The organism is Kitasatospora sp. NPDC004289, from assembly GCF_053602875.1.
Genome location: NZ_JBSGEL010000010.1, coordinates 149,997 through 167,453, shown reverse-complemented (window position 1 = coordinate 167,453; position 17,457 = coordinate 149,997). Strand labels below are relative to the sequence as shown.

The window sequence follows — 17,457 nt, the reverse complement described above, 5'->3', positions numbered from 1 at the left end:
TCCGGACGCTCCGTCACGCCGCCCCGAAGAGCCATCCCAGCAGACCACCGCGCCTCGACGCGGCCGTCGCGGGCTCCTGAACCGGAACGGGCGGAACGGGCGGGGTCGCCACCACGGCCTCCCCCGGCCGGGCCGCTCCGGCGGTGGCCAGCAGGGCGCCCACCGTGCCGCGGTACACCGGCAGCATCCGCGCCGCCGCGGCCCACGCCTCCGGCCGGTCCCCCAAGTGCCGCTCCACCAGCGGACGGAGCTCCCCCTCGACCGGAGCCAGCTCGGTCGGGAAGAGCCACCGTCCGGCACCGAGGACCCGCAGCGTGGTGTGCGCGGGCCCCTGACGCTCCACCAGCTCCGCGCAGGTGGTGGTCACCCCGGTCTCGCGCAGCCGCCGCTCGTACACCGAGTGGGTGCCGAAGGCGGCCCGGAGCTCCGCCGGGCACTCGAACTGCTCGGCCAGCGCCCACCGGGCGCGACCGGGCAGCGGCTCGGCCGCGTGCGCCGCCACCACCAACGGCCAGTCGGCCCGGCGGAGTTCACCGGCCGCGACCCGCGCGCCGTTCAACGTCCGGGAGCCCCGGGCCGCCCGCAGTCGGGCGATCAGCTCCTCGGCCGGGCGCGGCACCGGCTCGCGCTCGAGGAACCGACCCCGCCTGGGGAGCACCGGCAGCGGTGCGGTGCGGCCCGGACCGAACGGCAGTCCGTCCCGGACGTCCGCCACCACCCCCGGCGACAGCCGCTGGCGCTCGCGGAGCATTCGGTTGAGCTCGGGCGAGTCCTCCCGGAGCATCCACCACCGGGCAGCCCCCCACGGCAGCAGGTGGGAGGTGGTCGCCAGCCGCCAATCCACCTGGCCCTGCTCGCCGTCCGGGTCCGTCGGCTCGCCGAGCCCGACCCCGAGGAACGCGCCGACCTCCACACGGACTTCGGCCGGCGCCAGGGTCAGCAGGTAACGCAGCTCCTCGACGACGCGCGGGTCGATCCGTGCCTGGTCGCCCCCGGCACCCATCACGGCGCGGCCACCACGGCCCGGGAGCGGTCGGCGGCGAGCCGGACGGCGAAGGCGGCCAGGGCGGTGCCCATGGCGTAGCGGTGCACGCGCTGCCAGGTCGGGCGGCGGGTCAGGAAGGCCGCGACCGAACCGGCGGTGATGACGAAGGCGGCGTCGCTGGCCAGGCAGACCACGATCTGGGTGAGGCCGAGGGCGAAGCTCTGCACGGCCACCCCGCCGCGCTCCGGGTCGATGAACTGCGGCAGCAGCGAGACGTAGAGGATGGCGATCTTGGGGTTGAGCAGGCAGGTGACGAAGCCCATGGTGAACAGCTTGCGCGGCCGGTCCGGGGTCAACTCCCGGGTGGCGAAGGGGGAGTGGCCGCCGGGGCGAAGCATCTGCCAGGCCAGCCAGAGCAGGTAGCCGGCGCCGAGCAGCTTGAGGGTCAGGTAGATCTCCGGCACCAGCGCGAAGACGGTGGCGATCCCGGCCACCGCCGCCGCCAGGTAGACCAGGAAGCCGAGCCCGACGCCCGCCAGCGAGACCAGTCCGGCCCGGCGGCCCTGGAGCACCGAACGGGACACCAGGTAGACCAGATTGGGGCCGGGCGTCAGTGCCATCCCCAGTGCCACCAGGGCGATCCCCGCCAATGCCGTGCCGCTGACCATGCTCGTCTCCAGGTGCTCCGGTCCCTCCCGGCCCCGACCGGGCCGGTTGACCGGTCATGATGGCACCCGCCCCCACCCGTCGGCCCCTGGTTTTCCGTTGGTCCGGGCACGGCCGCACGGGGCAGAATCGGCGCCATGTCCCGCATAGCCGACCAGCTGCTCCGCGCCGTCGACCCGCTCCCCGCCCCGCAGGTGGACCCGTACGTGGCCCGCTTCGCCCGTTGCCTGGCGGAACACCGGCTCACCGAACTGATCGACCGGCTGGACTCGCGCGGGCCCTACGAGCGGCGCCTCGCGGCCCTGGCCGCCCTGGCCACCCGCCGGGGCGACTGGCTGGCCGGACGGCTGGGCGACCGGGACGAGGGGGTGCGCCGGTACGCCGTCCGCGCGGTCCGGCAGGGCCTGGTGCCGGACGCCGCGATCGAGAGCGCCTACCCGGTCGCCGCCTCCGTGGAGCGCGGCCGGTTGGCCGAGGCGGTGCTGGCCGGACGGCGGACGGAGCTGGCCGACCGCATGGTGGACCGGGTGCGCGCGCAGTGGGGAGAGGACGAGGCGGCCCGGCTGCTGCCCGCCTGCTCCCCCGCGACGGTCGCCCGGCTGCTGCCGGAGCTGGCCCACGCGGGCAACGGCCCGGCCCGGCTGGCCCGCCGTCACCCCACCCTGTTCCTCGACCGTGCCGAGCGCGAACTCGCGGACCGCACCCAGCAGTTGCGTGACGCCTGGTGGCAGTGGCGGGCGGACGCGGTGGCCGCCGTGCTGCCCGTCGACCCGGCCCGGGTGCTCACGCTGCTGGAGCGGTACGGCCCGGGCGCGCTGCCCCGGCAGGTGGCTGGGCAGCTCGGTCTGCTGGTCGCGCTGGACGCGGAGCGGGTGGTCCGCTGGCTGCTCGACCCGGCCCGGGCCGCACGGCCCCTGGTGCACCAGCCGTCCCGCTCGCTGGTGCGGCGTCTGGTCCGGGCCGATCCCCCTTCGCTCGGCGAGCTCGGCCGCCGCTGGTACGAGCAGCCCCAGCTGTTCCTCGCCCTGCTGCGCGCGCTGCCTCCGAGCCGCCGGGGCGCCTTCTTCGAGACCGCCACCAAGGGCCTGGAGCTCACCCGCTTCACCGAGCTCGACCTGCTGCCGCGCGAGCGCCGCCACGCCTGGGCGCGCGCCGAGGCCGACCGGCGGGAGGCGGCCGGGCAGAGCCGGCTCGGCGTGCTGGCCATGCGCGCCCGGCTGCCCGTCGCCGAGGTGGGCGCCGAACTGCTGGCCGCCACCCGCCGCCCGGCCGCGGAGGAGCGCGCCCAGGCCTGGCCACTGCTGATCGCCAACGCGGGCGGTTCCGGCGACCCGGCGGACCTGGCCCGGCTGCTGCCGCTGCTCGACCGGCTGCGCAACGAGCAGGACCCGGTACGCTCCGCCGCGCTCGGCGCGCTGGCCGAGCTGCACCCCCGCCTCTTCGCCCCGGCCGACGTGACCGCACTGGGCCGGGTGGTCACCGACGCGCTCACGGCCCGGGACTGCTCCCAGCAGACCAGGACCGCCCTGCGGAGACTGGCCGTCGGCGTGCTCAGGGAGAACGCCACCGAGGCCGGATCGCCGCTGCTGGAGTGGTCGCTGACCACCCTTCAGCAGCTCGCAGGGCACTTCGGCGGCGCCGACCTCGGCCCGCTGGAGCACACCCTGCGCCGGGGCCAGGAGCTCCAGGTCCTCGCCGCGCTGCGCCCCTGGCTGCTGGCCGAGGCCCCCGGCCCGCACCACCGCCTGCTGTTCGCCCTGACCGGCTCGCTCGGCCGCCGGGCGCACCGGATGCCCGAGCTCCAGGCCCTGCTGGCCGACGCGCTGGAGCACTCCGACGACGCCGCCTTCCGCACCGCCGTGCGGTACTGGCTGGACGACCGGGCCACCCGGGACGGCCGGGTGGAGCACGTGCTCCGGCTCGACCCCTCGGCCGCCGTACTGCCGCCGGTGCTGGCGGTGCTGACCACCCGTCGGACCGACCTGCTCGACCCGCTGCTGGCCGCCGTCCCGCCGTACGGGCGCTTCCTTCCCCGCGGCACCCGGGCACCGCTGCCGCCGCTGGAGCGGGCCGGGCGCTGGTCGCCCCGTCAGCAGGAGGCCGCCGCCCGGCTCGCGGCCGGCACGGTGGCCGACACCACCCAGCCGGTCCACCAGCGGGCCTCGGCGCTGGCCGCGGCCCGGGGCGTCCCGGTGCACGGCCGACTGCTGGCACTCGCGCACCTGGACTCCGCCGAGGTGGTGCTCGCCGAGGCCGCGCTCGCCGCGCTGCCCTGGGCCGACGATCCGGCCGGGGCGCTCGCCCCGCTGCTCGCCCGGGTGGACGGCGACCGGGCCCGGGTCGCGATGTACTCCGCCGCCCGGGCCGCCCGCCACGTCCGCCCCGAGGAGCTCGAACGCCGGCTCGCCCCGCTGACCACCGAGGGCAAGGTGACCACCCGCAAGGAGGCCGTCCGGCTGGCCGCCGCCCACCTGCCGCCGGCCCGGGCGATCGCCCTGCTGCGCACCGCCGCCCTGACGCCCGGTCAGCACCCGGACGCGCTGGCCGCCGCCATCGGGGCCGCGACCGGGCTGACGGAGCGTCCAGAGGCCTGGGAGCTGCTCGAACAGGCCGCCGAGGGCCCCGCCCAGGCGCAGCAGGCCCTGGTCCGGGTGGGCCCCTGGCAGCTCGCCGCGGCGCACCGCGCCCGGTACGCCGCGCTGATCGGCCGGGTCTGCCGCAGCACCGAACCGGAGGTCGCCACCGCCGGGCTGGAGAGCCTCCCGCGCTGGGCCGGGTTCGCCCCCGAACTGGCCGGGCTGCTCCCGGACCTGGTGGCCGACCCGGACCTGCGGACCAGCTGGCGGGCCGCCGTCCGGGCCACCGTCGCGCTGGCCTGGAACGGGCAGCCGCACCCGCTGGGCGGGGCCGCGCCGGGCAGCGTGCTGCACCGCACCGTCACCGCGCTGCTCACCGCCGACCGGGAGGGCCGGGCCGCACCCGGTGGCGCGCCGGGCGTTCCCGGGGCCGCGGACGCTGCGGCGGACCGCGACCTCCCGGCCCGGCAGCGCCTGCGGGAGCTGGTCACCTCGCTCCCCCAGCCGGACCGGCCCTGGCAGCGGGAGACCGTGACCGCGCTGGCCGACCTGCTCGGGCAGGAGCCCCCGCTACGGGTCGGGCTGCTGCTCGCCCTGGTGGACCTCAGGGACGAACCGGCTGTGCTCGCAGGGAGGTTGGCCGATCTGGAGGAGGCCTGTGCGGGACGGCCGGCCCTGGCCCTGCGCTGCGCGGACGCGCTCTCCCGGGAGCGGCGCACGGCGCTGATGCCGGAGGATCCGTCGGCGGTGGCGGCCGTGGTCCGGCAGCTGGCCGCGCGGGGCGGCCACCGCTCCGGCCTCCAGGCGCTCGGCCTCACCACCGTCTTCGGCCGGCGCCACGGATGGCCAGGCGAGTGGCGGGACCTGCTCCGGACACTGCGCGGCCATCCGGCCGCGGACGTCCGGGACGGGGCGCTGGACCTCTTCACCGCGACGGAGTGACGCGGGCCGGGCGCGCGCGGAACCGTTCGCATCGGGGGCGCTTTCCGGCTCGCCGGTGGGCGCCCCCCGCGCGCTTCCGCTCGCCTCCGTCGGGGCGGACGGAACCGGAGCGCCCCGGCCCCGGATCTGGGAGCGTGGCCGTCACCACAGACGCGAGGGGGAGCCCATGGCACGGCGTTGGCTGATCACCGGATGTTCGTCTGGCCTCGGCCTGGCACTGGCCGAGGCGGTCGCGGCGGCCGGCGACACCGTCCTGGCCACCGCCCGCAAGCCGGCCACCCTGGAGGAGCTGAGGGAGCGCCACCCGGACCGGCTGCTCACCACCGCCCTGGACGTCCGCGACCAGGCCCAGGTGACGGAGGCCGTGGCGCTGGCCGAGGACCGGCTCGGCGGGATCGACGTCCTGGTCAACAACGCCGGCTACGGGCTCTTCGGCGCGGTCGAGGAGGTCGGCGACCAGGAGCTCCGCGACCAGCTGGAGACCTTGGTGGTCGGGCCCTGGCGGCTGGTCCGCGAGGTGCTCCCCGGGATGCGCGAGCGCGGCTCCGGACACATCGTCAACGTCTCCTCGCTGGCCGGACGGATGGGCATCCCCGGGCTGGGGGCGTACGTCACCGGCAAGTACGCGCTGGAGGGCATGAGCCAGGTGCTCGCCGCCGAGGTCGCCGGCTTCGGCATCCGGGTCACCGCCGTCGAGCCCGGCGGCTTCGCCACCCACTACGGCGCCTCGGTGAACGAGACCGCCCACCGGATCGACGCCTACCGGGAGACGGTGGACCCGATGCTCGCCGCCATGCGGCAGATGGAGGACCTGCCGGAGATCGGCCGCCCGGCCGACTTCGCCACCCTGGTCCTGCGGATCGTCGCCGCCGAGCAGACCCCCGTCCGGATCCCGATCGGCTCGGACGCCTACGCCTACCTCTCCCACGTCGAAGAGGCCGCCCGCACCGAACTCACCGCGGCGGCGGCCCTCACCACCCTCACCTGACCCCCACCGCCCTCGGACCGCCCGGAGGGCGGTCAGGGGCGCGAGGAACTGCGCGAATCGGAAGAAGCAGACCCGTGTGCCGGGTACGGAGATCCACTTGCAGGTGAGCCCCCGTACCCGGCACACGGGTCTCGTCCTCCCGCCCCGCGCAGTTCCCCGCGCCCCCGGGGTGACCACTTCCCTCCCACCGCGCGGAGAGCCCCGCGCCCCCGGGGTGACCACCACCCGCTGCCCGGGGTGAGCGCCTCCGCCCGGGTTCCCTGGTTTGACACCCCCCTGGGGGCGGCGTACAGAAAGAGCATGCGCCAGGGTCTGGCCGACGAGGCCGTGCTCGCCGAGGCGCTGCGGCGGGCGGTCCGCGCGACCTCGGCGTACGGGAGCGTGCTCTACCTGCCCTCGGCCGACCGCCGGGGGCTGGTGCTGAGTGCCGTGGCGGGCGTGCCGGTGGAGCTGCTGAGCGGCTTCCGGCACCTGTCGGTGGCGGCGCCGCTGCCCGCCTCGGAGGCGTTTCGGACCGGGCGGACGGTGATGCTCACCGACCCGGAGGAGACCATGCGGCGCTACCCCCGGGTGGCGCTCGGCCTGCCGCACCTGCAGGCCTTCGCCTGCACCCCGGTCAGCGCCGACGGTCACCCCCTCGGCGTACTGGCGGTGGTCTGGCCCGCCGGGTACACCCCTCCGCCGGGTGCCCGCCGGCAGCTCAGGGCGGCGGCCAACCGGCTGGCGGCGGCGATCGCCGCCGATCCGCCCGGCCCGCCGGAGACGCCGTTGACCGTCACCGCCGAGGGGGCCCCGCACCCGGCCGCGGCTGCGGTGGAGCGGCTGCGCGACGGGGTGGTGGGGCTCGATCCGGACGCCCGGGTCAGCTATCTGAACCGCGGCGCCGAGCTGCTGCTGGACACCGGCCGGGAGGAGCTGATCGGCCGTCAGCCCTGGTCGGTCCTGCCGTGGTTGGCCGAGCCGGCCTACGAGGACCGCTACCGGGCCGCGATGCTGGCCCAGCAGCCGACCGCCTTCCTGGCGCTGCGTCCGCCCGGGCACTGGCTGGCCTTCTCGCTCTACCCGGACCCGTCCGGCCTGACGGTCCGGATCACCCCGGCCAACCCGCCCGGCTCCCCCGCGTCCGCCACCACCGCTCCCCCGGCGGCCGCACCCGCACCCACCCCGGCCAGCCTCGGCGCCACCTACCACCTGCTCCAGCTGGCCAGCGCGCTCACCGAGGCCGTGACGGTCAAGGAGGTCTGCGACTGCGTGATCGACCAGATCCTGCCCGGGTTCGGCGGCCAGGAGCTGGCGCTCTACCTGGCCCGCGGCGGCCGGATGCACCTGATCGCGCAGTCGGGGTACCCGGACGGCTTCCTGGAGCCCTTCGAGGGCATCCCGGTGCGGGCCCGGGTGCCGGGTGCGGAGGTGTTCAGCAGCGGGGCCCCGGTCTTCTTCGAGTCGGCCCACGAGCTGCAGGCGGCCTACCCGGGCCTGAGCCAGGACGAGATGGGGGCCTGGGCCTTCCTGCCGCTGGTCGCCTCGGGGCTCCCGGTGGGCAGCTGCATCCTGGGCTTCGAGCGGCCCAAGGTGTTCGGCAGCGAGGAGCGCGCGGTGCTGACGGCACTGGGCGGGCTGATCGCCCAGGCCCTGGACCGGGCGCGGCTGTACGACGCCGAGTTCGCGCTGGCCCGGGGCCTGCAGCAGGCGCTGCTGCCGCACCGGCTGCCGCGGGTCGCGGGCCTGGCGGTGGCGGCGCGCTACCTGCCGGGCACCCGGGGGATGGAGATCGGCGGGGACTGGTACGACGCGATCGCGGGCGGCGGCTGCGTCACGCTGGTGATCGGGGACGTCGAGGGGCACAGCGTCGGGGCCGCCGCGACGATGGGCCAACTCCGCAGTGCGGTACGGGCGTTCGCGGGCACCGAGGGGTCCCCCGGCGAGGTCCTGACCAGGACCAACCGACTGCTGCTGGACCTCGATCCGGGCCTGCTGGCCAGCTGTCTGCTGCTGCGGCTCGACCCGGCCACCGGCCGGGCCAGGGCGGTGCGGGCGGGCCACGTCCCGCCGCTGCTGCGACACCCGGACGGCCGCACCGAGCTGCTGGAGCTGCCCGGCGGCCCGCTGCTCGGGGTCGATCCCGGGGCCGAGTACCCGTGCACGGAGCTGGAGTTGGCGCCGGGGGCGGTGCTCGCGCTGTTCACCGACGGTCTGGTGGAGCGGCCGGGCGCACCGATCGACCAGGGCCTGGACCGCCTGCGCAGCGCCCTGGCCCACCGGCCGGCCGCCGACCTCGACCGCCTCGCCGACCAACTGCTGCGCGAGGCCCGGCACTCCGCCCACCGGGCGGACGACGTGGCGCTGCTGCTGGCCTCGCGGAACTGAGCGCGGGCATGCCGAGGGCCCGGCCTCACCGCACGGAGGCCGGGCCCTCGGACGTCAACTACCTGCTCACCGAGCGGCCTTCGCGGCCTGCTGGGCGTTGAACGCGGCCAGGCCGTTGGCCCAGAGCTGGTTCACCCGGCTCTTCTCGGCGGCGTTCGGGTAGGGGTTGGTGCAGGAGGTGCCGGGGCCGCCACCGGACATCAGCTCGCTGCACGGGCCGGAGTAGTGGTCCGGGAGGCCGAGCACGTGGCCGGTCTCGTGGGCGGTGACGCGGGTGGAGTTGTACTGCTGGTTCTGGCGGTAGTCCAGGAAGATGTAGCCGCTGCCGTGGCCGTTGGTGGAGGCGTAGGAGCCGCGGGAGTCGTTGCCCTCGTAGTACTTGAAGTCCGCGGTGCCGGTGACGGCGCGCAGCTGGACCTTGGTGACCGAGCTGTTCCAGATCGAGGTGGAGTTGGCGATCTGGTTCTTGAAGGTCGGCGCGGAGGTGGCGTTGTAGGTCACGGTGACCGCGGCCAGGTACGGGTTGGCCGCCTGCCGGGCCAGCGCCGAGGTCATCACGGCCTCGTAGAAGGCCTTGACGTCGGCCTGCTCGGCCGCAGAACCGGCGTACTGGGCGACGGAGGGCTGCGCGGGTGCGGCCACTGCGACCGGGGCGGCCAGGCCGGTGAGGGCGAGGGCGGCGGCCGCGGCGAGCGAGAGCATGGAGCGCTGCATGCGGGGGACTCCAGTTCCTGGGGCCAAGTCACCTGTGGGGCAGCCGACTTGGCGTGGGGGATTGCGCTGTGCCCAAGAGCTTCGGCCACCGGCCCGGGGCTGCGGATGATGGCAGCCGGAGATAGCACCGGACTATCACCCGGCTTGACAGCAAGTGTCATGTCCCTGGCGTGCAGGTCAGCGACCGCCTATGCTCCCGCTGTGGAGCTCGAAGTCAGGCACCTCCGTGTGCTGTGCGCCGTCGCCGACACCGGCAGCGTGCGCAAGGCCGCGCTGCAACTCGGCACCACCCAGCCCTCCGTCACCACCCAGCTGCACCGGATCGAACGGGCCATCGGCGGGCGGCTGTTCACCCGTGAGCGGACCGGCAGCAGGCTCACCCCGCTCGGTCACTCGGTGATCTCCCGGGCCCGCGGGATCGTCGCCGACATGGCCGACCTGGTCGCCGCCGCCCGGCAGGAGGCCGACGGCCCGGCCCAGTCCAGGCTGCGGATCGGCAGCGTCGGCAGCCGGGCCGCGGCCGGCTGGCTGCGCCGGGTGCACCAGCGGCTGCCGGACACCGACACCACCATCCGGATCGACGTCTCCGCCAACGCCCTGCTCCAACTGGTCGGCGCCGAGCAGCTGGACCTGGCCTTCGTGCACGAGAGCGAGGGCTTCCCGCTCCGGCTGCCCGAGGGCACCGGGCACCGCGTCCTGGTCGCCCGCGAGCCGCAGTTCGTCGCACTGGCCCTGACCCACCCGGCGGCCTCCTCCCCCGTGGTGCACCTCCAGGACCTGGCCGCCGACGCCTGGATGGTCGACCCGACCGCCGACCACGAGTACGCCGCGCTGCGCCGCGTCCTGTCCGAGGCCGGGCTCAACCCCCGGGTGGTGCAGGTGCGGGACAACGCCACCGCCGCCGAACTGGTCGCCTCCGGCGAGGCCGTCCGCCCCTGCCAACCCACCTCGGTGCCCGGCCCCGGCACCGTCATCCGCCCGGTCCACGGAGACCCGTTCAGCGTCCGGCTGCTGCTGGTCTGGCGGTCCAGGGCGCTCAGCGGCTGCGCGCTGGACGGCCTGTACGGCGACCTGCGCTCGGCCTACCTGGAGCTGGCCAGGACCAACCCCTCCTACCTGGCCTGGCTGCTGAACAACGACAGCTCGCTGCCGTACCTGCTCCGCCACTGAACGGGCGTCAGGACTCCAGCAGGCTGCGCATCGAGGCGGCCATCGCGGTGGTGAAGGAGGCCCGGCCGGCGGCGTCCAGCAGGTCCAGCGAGAGGAAGGGGTTGAGGTCCTCCAACTCGACCAGCAGCAGCCCGCCTTCGGGCGTGCGGCAGGCGTCCACCCGCTGGATGCCGTGGTCCAGCGCGTTCCACTCCACGAAGCGGCGGGCGAAGGCCAGGTCGGAGGGCGAGGGGTCGTAGCGCTCCAGGCGCCAGCGGGCGGCCGGGTCCGGGGCGTACAGCGCGTACTGGAACTCCCGGCCGACGTAGTAGAAGGAGACCTCGTAGCGGAAGTCGATCCGGGGCTGGAGCAGCACCGTGCCGTCCAGCTCCAGGGCGCCCAGCTCCTCCGGGCGGTGCAGCGCTATCCCGATCGAGTCGGCGCCCAGCAGCGGCTTGCTCAGGTACACGGCCGCGTCCGGGAGCCGGCCGAGCCCGTCCCGCGAGGCCACCGTGGGGATGACCGGGTAGCCGGCGGCGGAGAGGTCGAGCAGGTACTGCTTGCCGGCCATGTCGCCCCGGCCGTGCAGGGGGTTGAAGACCTTCACCCCGTCGGCCAGCGCGCGCTCCCGGAACGCCTCGTACGCCTCGCGGTACCCGAGCACCGGTCCGCTGTTGCGCACCACGGTCAGGTCGAAGCGGCCCATCAGGGCGGCGGCGTCCAGCGGATGGCAGAGCACCGCCTCGAACCCGCCGCCGGGCTCGGCGCGCAGCGCGGCGGAGAGCGCGATGTCCTCGTCGCAGTAGCGGCGGCCCTTCGCCTGGTAGGTCAGGTCGGTGACGTAGAGGACGGTGGGCATCGGGTGCTCCTTCCGGGTGACTCCGGCCCACCCTACGCGGGCGCGGCACGGGCGGACCTGACCGCGTGTCACCGATGCTTCACAACCACCGCCCGGGCGGGACTAAGATCCTTGAATGACGGACACTTCGGACAGAACAGCCGAGCAGGCCGCCCGCTACCCGCGCCTGTACGCGCCCCAGCGCTGGGCCTGGGGCGGCATCGACGCCCAGTTCGCGGCGGAGCTCCCGCCGGACGGGCTGATCACCAACATCCACCTGGTGGGGTTCTCCGGCGACCAGGTGGTGCTCTGCCGGGACGCGCGGGGCCACTGGTTCCTCCCCGGCGGCACCCGGGAGGCGGCCGAGAGCATCGAGACCTGCCTGGCCCGCGAGCTGCGCGAGGAGGCCGGCGCCCGGCTGCTGGGCGAGCCGGTCTGGATCGGCGCCCACCGCTGCGTCACCGACCACCCCGAGCCCTACCGCCCCTGGCAGCCGCACCCCGAGAAGGCCTGGCTCTGGGGCTGGGCCGAGGTCACGGTCGACTCCGAGCCCGGCAACCCCGAGGACGGCGAGCAGGTGGTCGAGGTCCGCGCGATGGACCCGGCCGAGGCCCAGCGCCTGCTCACCCACCACCGCGACCCCTGGTGGCACGACCTGATCGCCCTCGCCGTCGACTCCCGCGCCGGCACCGCCTGACGCTCCCCCGCCCGACGCCCCCATCCCGGGGCCCCGCCCCCGAGGGGCCCCTCACGGGCACAACTGGATAACAGGGGACCGCCTGACTAACCCTCAGACGGTTCGGTCGTGGACGATCGTCCTCCGCCGACCGAATCGAGAGACTCCATGCGCTCCCCGCGCCTGCTCACCGCCGCTGCCCTGGCGCTGGCCCTGCCACTGACCGCCTGCACGGACCGGCCGGGACCGGCGACGGCGACGGCGACGGCGACGGCGCCCACCTCGGCCGCCACCCCGGCCGGGCGGACGGTGGACGCGCTGGACCTGGCCGTCGGCGAGTGCTTCCTCGACCTCGACGGGGACACCCGGGCCCTGACGGTGGTCGAGTGCGCCGCTCCCCACCACGGCGAGGCCATCGGCGTGTTCCCGCTCCCGCAAGCGGCCCTGCCGTCCGGCGACGCCTACACCTGGCAGGACCTGCGGGCAGTGCTCCTCCCGGGCTGCGCGTCGGCAGCCGGTACCTACGAGCTCGACTCCATGACGGTCCCGGCCGGTGTGACCCGCACGGAGTACTTCCCGGGCGACCGGGCCTCCTGGGCCGAGCGCCCCCGCGTGGTCTGCGCCTACCTCGGCGAGCGGCGCCGGACGGGCTCGGTCCGTGGTGACGTCGCCCGCTTCACACCGGAGCAGCTCCGGTTCCTGACCGCGGAGCTGCCCGCCGCCACGGCGCTCCGCCAGCTGGACACCGACCACCCGGGCGATCGGGCCTGGCTGGGCCTGGCCGTGGCCGGCTACCGGACGATGGCCGACGAGCTGGATCGGGACGGCTGGAGCGAGGCCGTGCAGACGGAGATGACCGCCCTGGTCGTCGAACTGCGCTCCTGGTCAGGCCGGTTGGAGGCCGCACACCGGATCGTGGACCCGACGCTCCGGGAGGAGGCGGCCCGCGCGGCCTTCTCCCCGCTCACCGATCTGCGGCTGGCCACCGTGCGGCGGGCCCTCGGTCTGCCGTCCGTCCAGTCTCCCTGAACGGACGGTGCCCCGGCCCCCGCGGGGGCCGGGGCACCCCTGCTCACTTGCCGGTCAGGCCCGCACGGCGGAGGGCGTCCGCCATTGCGCTGTTGGCGGGGGCGGGGGCGGAGGGGGCATTGCCCCGGCCGCCGCGCTGTGACTGGTCCCGGCCGCCGCCCTGGCGGGGCGGGCGGGGGCCGCGGTCGCGGGTGCGCTCCTGGCCGCCGCCACCGCCGGAGGCGGTGCCGGCGCGCGGGGTCTCGTCGTCCAGACGGAGTGTCAGGCCGATCCGCTTGCGCGGCACGTCCACCGTGACCACCCGGACCTTGACGATGTCGCCGGGCTTGACCACCTCGCGCGGGTCCTTGACGAAGTTCTTGGACAGCGCCGAGACGTGCACCAGCCCGTCCTGGTGGACGCCCACGTCCACGAAGGCGCCGAAGGCGGCCACGTTGGTGACCACGCCCTCCAGCACCATGCCGACCTCCAGGTCGCCGATCTTGTCGACGCCCTCCTTGAAGGTGGCGGTGCGGAAGGCCGGGCGCGGGTCGCGGCCCGGCTTGTCCAGCTCGCCGAGGATGTCGGTGACGGTCGGGATGCCGAAGGTGTCGTCGGCGAAGTCCGAGGGCCGCAGGGCCCGCAGCGCGGCCCCGTTGCCGATCAGGGCGCGCAGGTCCCCGCCGGTGGCGGCGAGGATCCTGCGCACCACGGGGTAGGCCTCGGGGTGCACCGCCGAGGCGTCCAACGGGTCGTCACCGTCGGCGATCCGCAGGAAGCCCGCGCACTGCTCGAAGGCCTTCGGCCCGAGCCGGGCCACGTCCTTGAGCGCCCTGCGGGTGCGGAACGGGCCGTTGGCGTCGCGGTGCGCCACGATGTTGTCGGCCAGCGTGCCGGTCACCCCGGAGACCCGGGTGAGCAGCGGGGCGGAGGCGGTGTTGACGTCCACGCCGACGGCGTTGACGCAGTCCTCGACCACCGCGTCCAGCGAGCGCGAGAGCTTCAGCTCGCTGAGGTCGTGCTGGTACTGGCCTACGCCGATCGACTTGGGGTCGATCTTCACCAGCTCGGCCAGCGGGTCCTGGAGCCGGCGGGCGATGGAGACCGCGCCGCGGATCGAGACGTTGAGGTCCGGCAGCTCCTGGGAGGCGAAGGCCGAGGCGGAGTAGACCGAGGCTCCGGCCTCGGAGACCATCGCCTTGGTGAGCTTCAGCTCGGGGTGACGCTTGATCAGGTCCTCGGCGAGCTTGTCGGTCTCCCGGGAGGCGGTGCCGTTGCCGATCGCGACCAGCTCGACGTCGTGCTTCGCGGCCAGCGCGGCCAGCGTCGCGATCGAGGCGTCCCACTTGTTGGCGGGCTGGTGCGGGTAGATCGTCTCGTGCGCGACCACCTTGCCGGTGGCGTCCACCACGGCGACCTTCACGCCGGTGCGGAAGCCCGGGTCGAGGCCCATGGTGGCGCGGGTGCCGGCCGGTGCGGCCAGCAGCAGGTCGCGCAGGTTGGCGGCGAAGACCCGGACGGCCTCGTCCTCGGCCTCCTGGCGCAGCCGGGTGCGCAGGTCGATGCCGAGCCGCACCTGGATCCTGGTGCGCCAGGCCCAGCGGACGGTGTCGCCCAGCCACTTGTCGGCCGGGCGGCCGCGGTCGGCGATGCCGAAGCGGGCGGCGATCCGCTGCTCGTAGTCGTTCTCGCCGGGCAGGTCGCCCTCGGCGCCGTCGTACGGGGAGAGGTCGAGGTCGAGCACCTCCTCCTTCTCGCCGCGCAGCATCGCCAGGATGCGGTGCGAGGGGAGCTTGGGGTACGGCTCGGCGAAGTCGAAGTAGTCGGCGAACTTGGCGCCGTCCTGCTCCTTGCCCTCGCGGACGGTGGCGACCAGGCGGCCCCGGCCCCACATCCGCTCGCGCAGCGAGCCGACCAGGTCGGCGTCCTCGCCGAAGCGCTCCACCAGGATGGCGCGGGCGCCCTCCAGGGCGGCGGGGGCGTCGGCCACCGCCTCGTTCAGGTACGCCGCGGCGGCCTGATCGGGCGTCAGGCCCGGGTCGGCCAGCAGGGCCTCGGCCAGCGGCTCCAGTCCGGCCTCGCGGGCGATCTGGGCCTTGGTGCGCCGCTTGGGCTTGTACGGGAGGTAGATGTCCTCCAGCCGGGCCTTGGAGTCGGCCGCCAGGACCTGCGCCTTGAGCGCCTCGTCCAGCTTGCCCTGGGACTCGATCGACTCGAGCACGGCGGCCCGCCGCTCCTCCAGCTCGCGCAGGTAGCGCAGGCGCTCCTCCAGGGTGCGCAGCTGGGCGTCGTCGAGCTCGCCGGTGACCTCCTTGCGGTAGCGCGCGATGAAGGGCACGGTCGAGCCGCCGTCGAGCAGTTCGACGGCCGCCTTCACCTGCCCCTCCCGTACGCCCAGCTCTTCGGCGATCTTCCGTTCGACTGGCATGGTCACGAAGCCGGTCACCTTCTCCTGGTTCAACGCTTGAGTACCGTCCGCATTCTGGCAGGATCTCGGCGGAGGGTGGCACTGACACCCCTTCACCTGCGCTTTTCCTTCGTTCCAGAATGGTGCTCCCACCCGGTCACGGAGAACGGAGAACGCGATGGCCCTGGAGATGCGCGGACTGTGCGAGCGCTGCGGCACCGCCGAGCTGACGGCGGACGGGCCCGCCCGGATCTGCTCCTACGAGTGCAGCTACTGCGTGCCCTGCGCGGACGCGATGGCGCAGGTCTGCCCGAACTGCGGCGGCGAGCTGGTCGACCGCCCGCGCCGGCTGGTCACGACCTGAGCCGCGCGGTCCGGGCAGCACGGTCCGGGCAGCACGGTCCGGGCCGCACGGTCCGGGCCGCACGGTCCGGGCCGCACGGTCCGGGCCGCACGGCCCGCTACAGCGTGAACGGGTCCGGGGTGCGGTCCCGGTGGCGCACGCCGAGCTCCCGCACCGCCAGCAGCAGCTCGCCGAACTCCTCCTCCCGGCGCCGGACCACGAAGGCCAGGCCCGGCGCCCCGGGCCCGCGGCCCAGCCGCTCCGCGAGCCGCCGGTAGAGCGACCAGGCCGAGGAGAGCCGCACCGCCCGGGGCAGCGGCACCTCGAGGTCGAAGGCCACCACCGGCACCGGGTCCCGGGCGATCCGCACGCCCAGTTCGGTCACCATCGTGACCGCCGCCCAGGGGAGTTCGACCTCACGGGGTAGGAAGGCGAAGCGTACGGAGAGCCCGCGGCCGTCCGCCGTGATCCGGCCGGGCCGCAGCACCTGGAGCGAGGACCAGAGCAGCCCCGGCAGCGCCAGCGAGCACCCGTACGCCAGGTACCCCGGCCCGGCCCGCCCGGCCGTCGCACCCAGCGCCACCAGCCCGGCACCCACCACCCCCGTGGCGAACGCCAGGGCGGTGTCGCCCTCCGCCGCCGTGGTCACTCTGGCGTACGTCACCACCACCCCCGTCCACCCGTCCGCCGCCGGGCGGGTCGTCCCGGTATACCCCAGCTCCCGGGCCGCGCCTAGACTCCCGGCATGAGCTCCCAGTCGATCGATCAACTCGCCGCGGGCAAGTACCTGTTGGTGACCACCTTCAAGCGGGACGGCTCCGGCGTGCCGACGCCCGTGTGGGTGGTCCGGGACGGCGACGCGCTGGGCATCTGGACGGTGGCCGACTCCTGGAAGGTCAAGCGGATCCGCAACCGCGCCGACGTCCTGGTCGGCCCCTGCGACGTGCGCGGCAACCCGAGCGGCAAGCAGGTCCCCGGCCACGCCGAGATCCTGGACGACGCCGCGGCCCACGAGTACCGCGCCCTGCTCAACCGCAAGTACGGCCTGCTCGGCCGCCTCACCCTGCTCGGCAGCCGCCTGCGGCGCGGCCACACCGGCACCGTGGCCGTCCGCATCACCCTGGACTGACCGGCCCCGGCCGGCCGGGCCCGCGGCTCCGCTATGCCCAGGGCGGCGGGCCGCTGCCGTCGGCCCAGAGGGAGAGGGCGCGCTGGTCGACGGTGCGGATGCCGGCCTCGGCGCAGCGGGCGGTGGCGGCCTCGGTGAAGCGACCGGCCGTCACCAGGGCCGTCCGGTGGCCGTGGTGGGTCTCCGGCAGCGGCCCGAGCTCGGTGGGGCCGGACGGGGAGCGGGACTCCTGGCGGACGGTGCGCAGCAGCAGGCGGCGGCCGTCCGGGGCGGTGGCGAGGAGCTCGGCCGGGCCGGTCACCTCCGCCGAGGTGCAGCCGTCCCGGCGGCAGAGCTCGGCGAGGGCCTGCGCGAACTGCTCCTGGCTCATCGCCAGGAAGCGCCCGCCGTGCCTCAACTGAGCCGTCCTGGCGACGAACTCGCGCCGGCGGGAGAGCACCCGGAAGCGGCTGGTGACGGCCCCGGCCACGGCGGCGAGGGACAGCAGCAGGGCGAACGGCACCAGCTGCCGGGCCAGCCAGCTGACCGCCAGCGAGACCACCAGGACCGAGGCGACGGCCGCCGCCATCAGCACCAGCACGCCGTCCTGCCGCTGCCCGTCCTCCCCCGCCCGGACTGCCACCGGTCGTGCACGGCCCACGCTCTCCCCCTCACACCGCTCCGTCCGGA

Annotated in this window: 15 protein-coding genes; 8 read left to right on the top strand and 7 right to left on the bottom strand. The window is 75.4% G+C overall.

Annotation, left to right across the window (positions count from 1 at the left end; translation table 11 throughout):
- Positions 1–13: 13 nt before the first annotated feature.
- Together ACWEPF_RS09860 and ACWEPF_RS09855 are read right to left on the bottom strand one after the other, a co-directional pair.
- The gene (locus ACWEPF_RS09860; protein ID WP_452172162.1) at positions 14–1,003 is read right to left on the bottom strand and encodes a hypothetical protein; all 990 of its coding nucleotides are present in this window, start codon (positions 1,001–1,003) and stop codon (positions 14–16) included.
- The gene (locus ACWEPF_RS09855; protein ID WP_452172161.1) at positions 1,003–1,653 is read right to left on the bottom strand and encodes a LysE family translocator; all 651 of its coding nucleotides are present in this window, start codon (positions 1,651–1,653) and stop codon (positions 1,003–1,005) included. The genes ACWEPF_RS09860 and ACWEPF_RS09855 overlap by 1 nt, the downstream gene beginning before the upstream one ends.
- Positions 1,654–1,788: 135 nt before the next feature.
- Between ACWEPF_RS09855 and ACWEPF_RS09850 the strand changes: the two genes are divergently transcribed.
- The 3 genes from ACWEPF_RS09850 to ACWEPF_RS09840 all read left to right on the top strand — a co-directional run bounded on the left by ACWEPF_RS09850 (position 1,789) and on the right by ACWEPF_RS09840 (position 8,524).
- A complete protein-coding gene (locus ACWEPF_RS09850; protein ID WP_452172160.1) occupies positions 1,789–5,169 on the top strand; it encodes a hypothetical protein in 3,381 nt (1,126 codons plus the stop codon).
- Between the two features lie 166 nt (positions 5,170–5,335).
- Positions 5,336–6,157, top strand: a complete 822-nt coding sequence (locus ACWEPF_RS09845; RefSeq protein ID WP_345286756.1) for an SDR family NAD(P)-dependent oxidoreductase — start codon at positions 5,336–5,338, stop codon at positions 6,155–6,157.
- A gap of 300 nt (positions 6,158–6,457) precedes the next feature.
- Positions 6,458–8,524, top strand: a complete 2,067-nt coding sequence (locus ACWEPF_RS09840) for a SpoIIE family protein phosphatase (protein WP_452172159.1) — start codon at positions 6,458–6,460, stop codon at positions 8,522–8,524.
- Positions 8,525–8,590: 66 nt separating this feature from the next.
- Here the strand turns inward: ACWEPF_RS09840 and snpA are convergent, their stop codons facing one another.
- Positions 8,591–9,238: a snapalysin gene (gene snpA / locus ACWEPF_RS09835; RefSeq protein WP_345286760.1), complete on the bottom strand. Its 648-nt coding sequence runs from the start codon at positions 9,236–9,238 to the stop codon at positions 8,591–8,593.
- 201 nt (positions 9,239–9,439) lie between these two features.
- Here snpA and ACWEPF_RS09830 point away from each other — a divergent pair, with 201 nt between their 5' ends.
- Positions 9,440–10,408 (top strand): LysR family transcriptional regulator, encoded by a 969-nt coding sequence (locus ACWEPF_RS09830; protein ID WP_452172158.1) that lies wholly within the window; start codon positions 9,440–9,442, stop codon positions 10,406–10,408.
- Positions 10,409–10,415: 7 nt separating this feature from the next.
- On the opposite strand, the gene ACWEPF_RS09825 is transcribed toward ACWEPF_RS09830, so the two are convergent.
- Positions 10,416–11,246, bottom strand: a complete 831-nt coding sequence (locus tag ACWEPF_RS09825) for a hypothetical protein (protein ID WP_452172157.1) — start codon at positions 11,244–11,246, stop codon at positions 10,416–10,418.
- Positions 11,247–11,361: 115 nt separating this feature from the next.
- Here ACWEPF_RS09825 and ACWEPF_RS09820 point away from each other — a divergent pair, with 115 nt between their 5' ends.
- Together ACWEPF_RS09820 and ACWEPF_RS09815 are read left to right on the top strand one after the other, a co-directional pair.
- The gene (locus tag ACWEPF_RS09820; RefSeq protein ID WP_345286766.1) at positions 11,362–11,922 is read left to right on the top strand and encodes an NUDIX hydrolase; all 561 of its coding nucleotides are present in this window, start codon (positions 11,362–11,364) and stop codon (positions 11,920–11,922) included.
- A gap of 147 nt (positions 11,923–12,069) precedes the next feature.
- A complete protein-coding gene (locus ACWEPF_RS09815; protein WP_452172156.1) occupies positions 12,070–12,930 on the top strand; it encodes a hypothetical protein in 861 nt (286 codons plus the stop codon).
- 43 nt (positions 12,931–12,973) lie between these two features.
- Here the strand turns inward: ACWEPF_RS09815 and ACWEPF_RS09810 are convergent, their stop codons facing one another.
- Positions 12,974–15,337, bottom strand: a complete 2,364-nt coding sequence (locus ACWEPF_RS09810; RefSeq protein WP_452172180.1) for a Tex family protein — start codon at positions 15,335–15,337, stop codon at positions 12,974–12,976.
- A gap of 157 nt (positions 15,338–15,494) precedes the next feature.
- On the opposite strand from ACWEPF_RS09810, the gene ACWEPF_RS09805 reads away from it, so the two are divergent.
- On the top strand, positions 15,495–15,680 hold the full coding sequence (locus ACWEPF_RS09805; protein WP_452172155.1) for a DUF1272 domain-containing protein: 186 nt from the start codon (positions 15,495–15,497) through the stop codon (positions 15,678–15,680).
- A 97-nt stretch (positions 15,681–15,777) separates the two neighbouring features.
- Here the strand turns inward: ACWEPF_RS09805 and ACWEPF_RS09800 are convergent, their stop codons facing one another.
- Positions 15,778–16,323 carry a hypothetical protein gene (locus ACWEPF_RS09800; protein WP_380148804.1) on the bottom strand — a complete coding sequence of 182 codons (546 nt, stop codon included), beginning with the start codon at positions 16,321–16,323 and terminating at the stop codon, positions 15,778–15,780.
- A gap of 81 nt (positions 16,324–16,404) precedes the next feature.
- Here ACWEPF_RS09800 and ACWEPF_RS09795 point away from each other — a divergent pair, with 81 nt between their 5' ends.
- Positions 16,405–16,788: a PPOX class F420-dependent oxidoreductase gene (locus ACWEPF_RS09795; protein WP_452172154.1), complete on the top strand. Its 384-nt coding sequence runs from the start codon at positions 16,405–16,407 to the stop codon at positions 16,786–16,788.
- Between the two features lie 31 nt (positions 16,789–16,819).
- On the opposite strand, the gene ACWEPF_RS09790 is transcribed toward ACWEPF_RS09795, so the two are convergent.
- The gene (locus tag ACWEPF_RS09790; RefSeq protein ID WP_452172153.1) at positions 16,820–17,428 is read right to left on the bottom strand and encodes a restriction endonuclease; all 609 of its coding nucleotides are present in this window, start codon (positions 17,426–17,428) and stop codon (positions 16,820–16,822) included.
- Between the last annotated feature and the right edge of the window lie 29 nt (positions 17,429–17,457).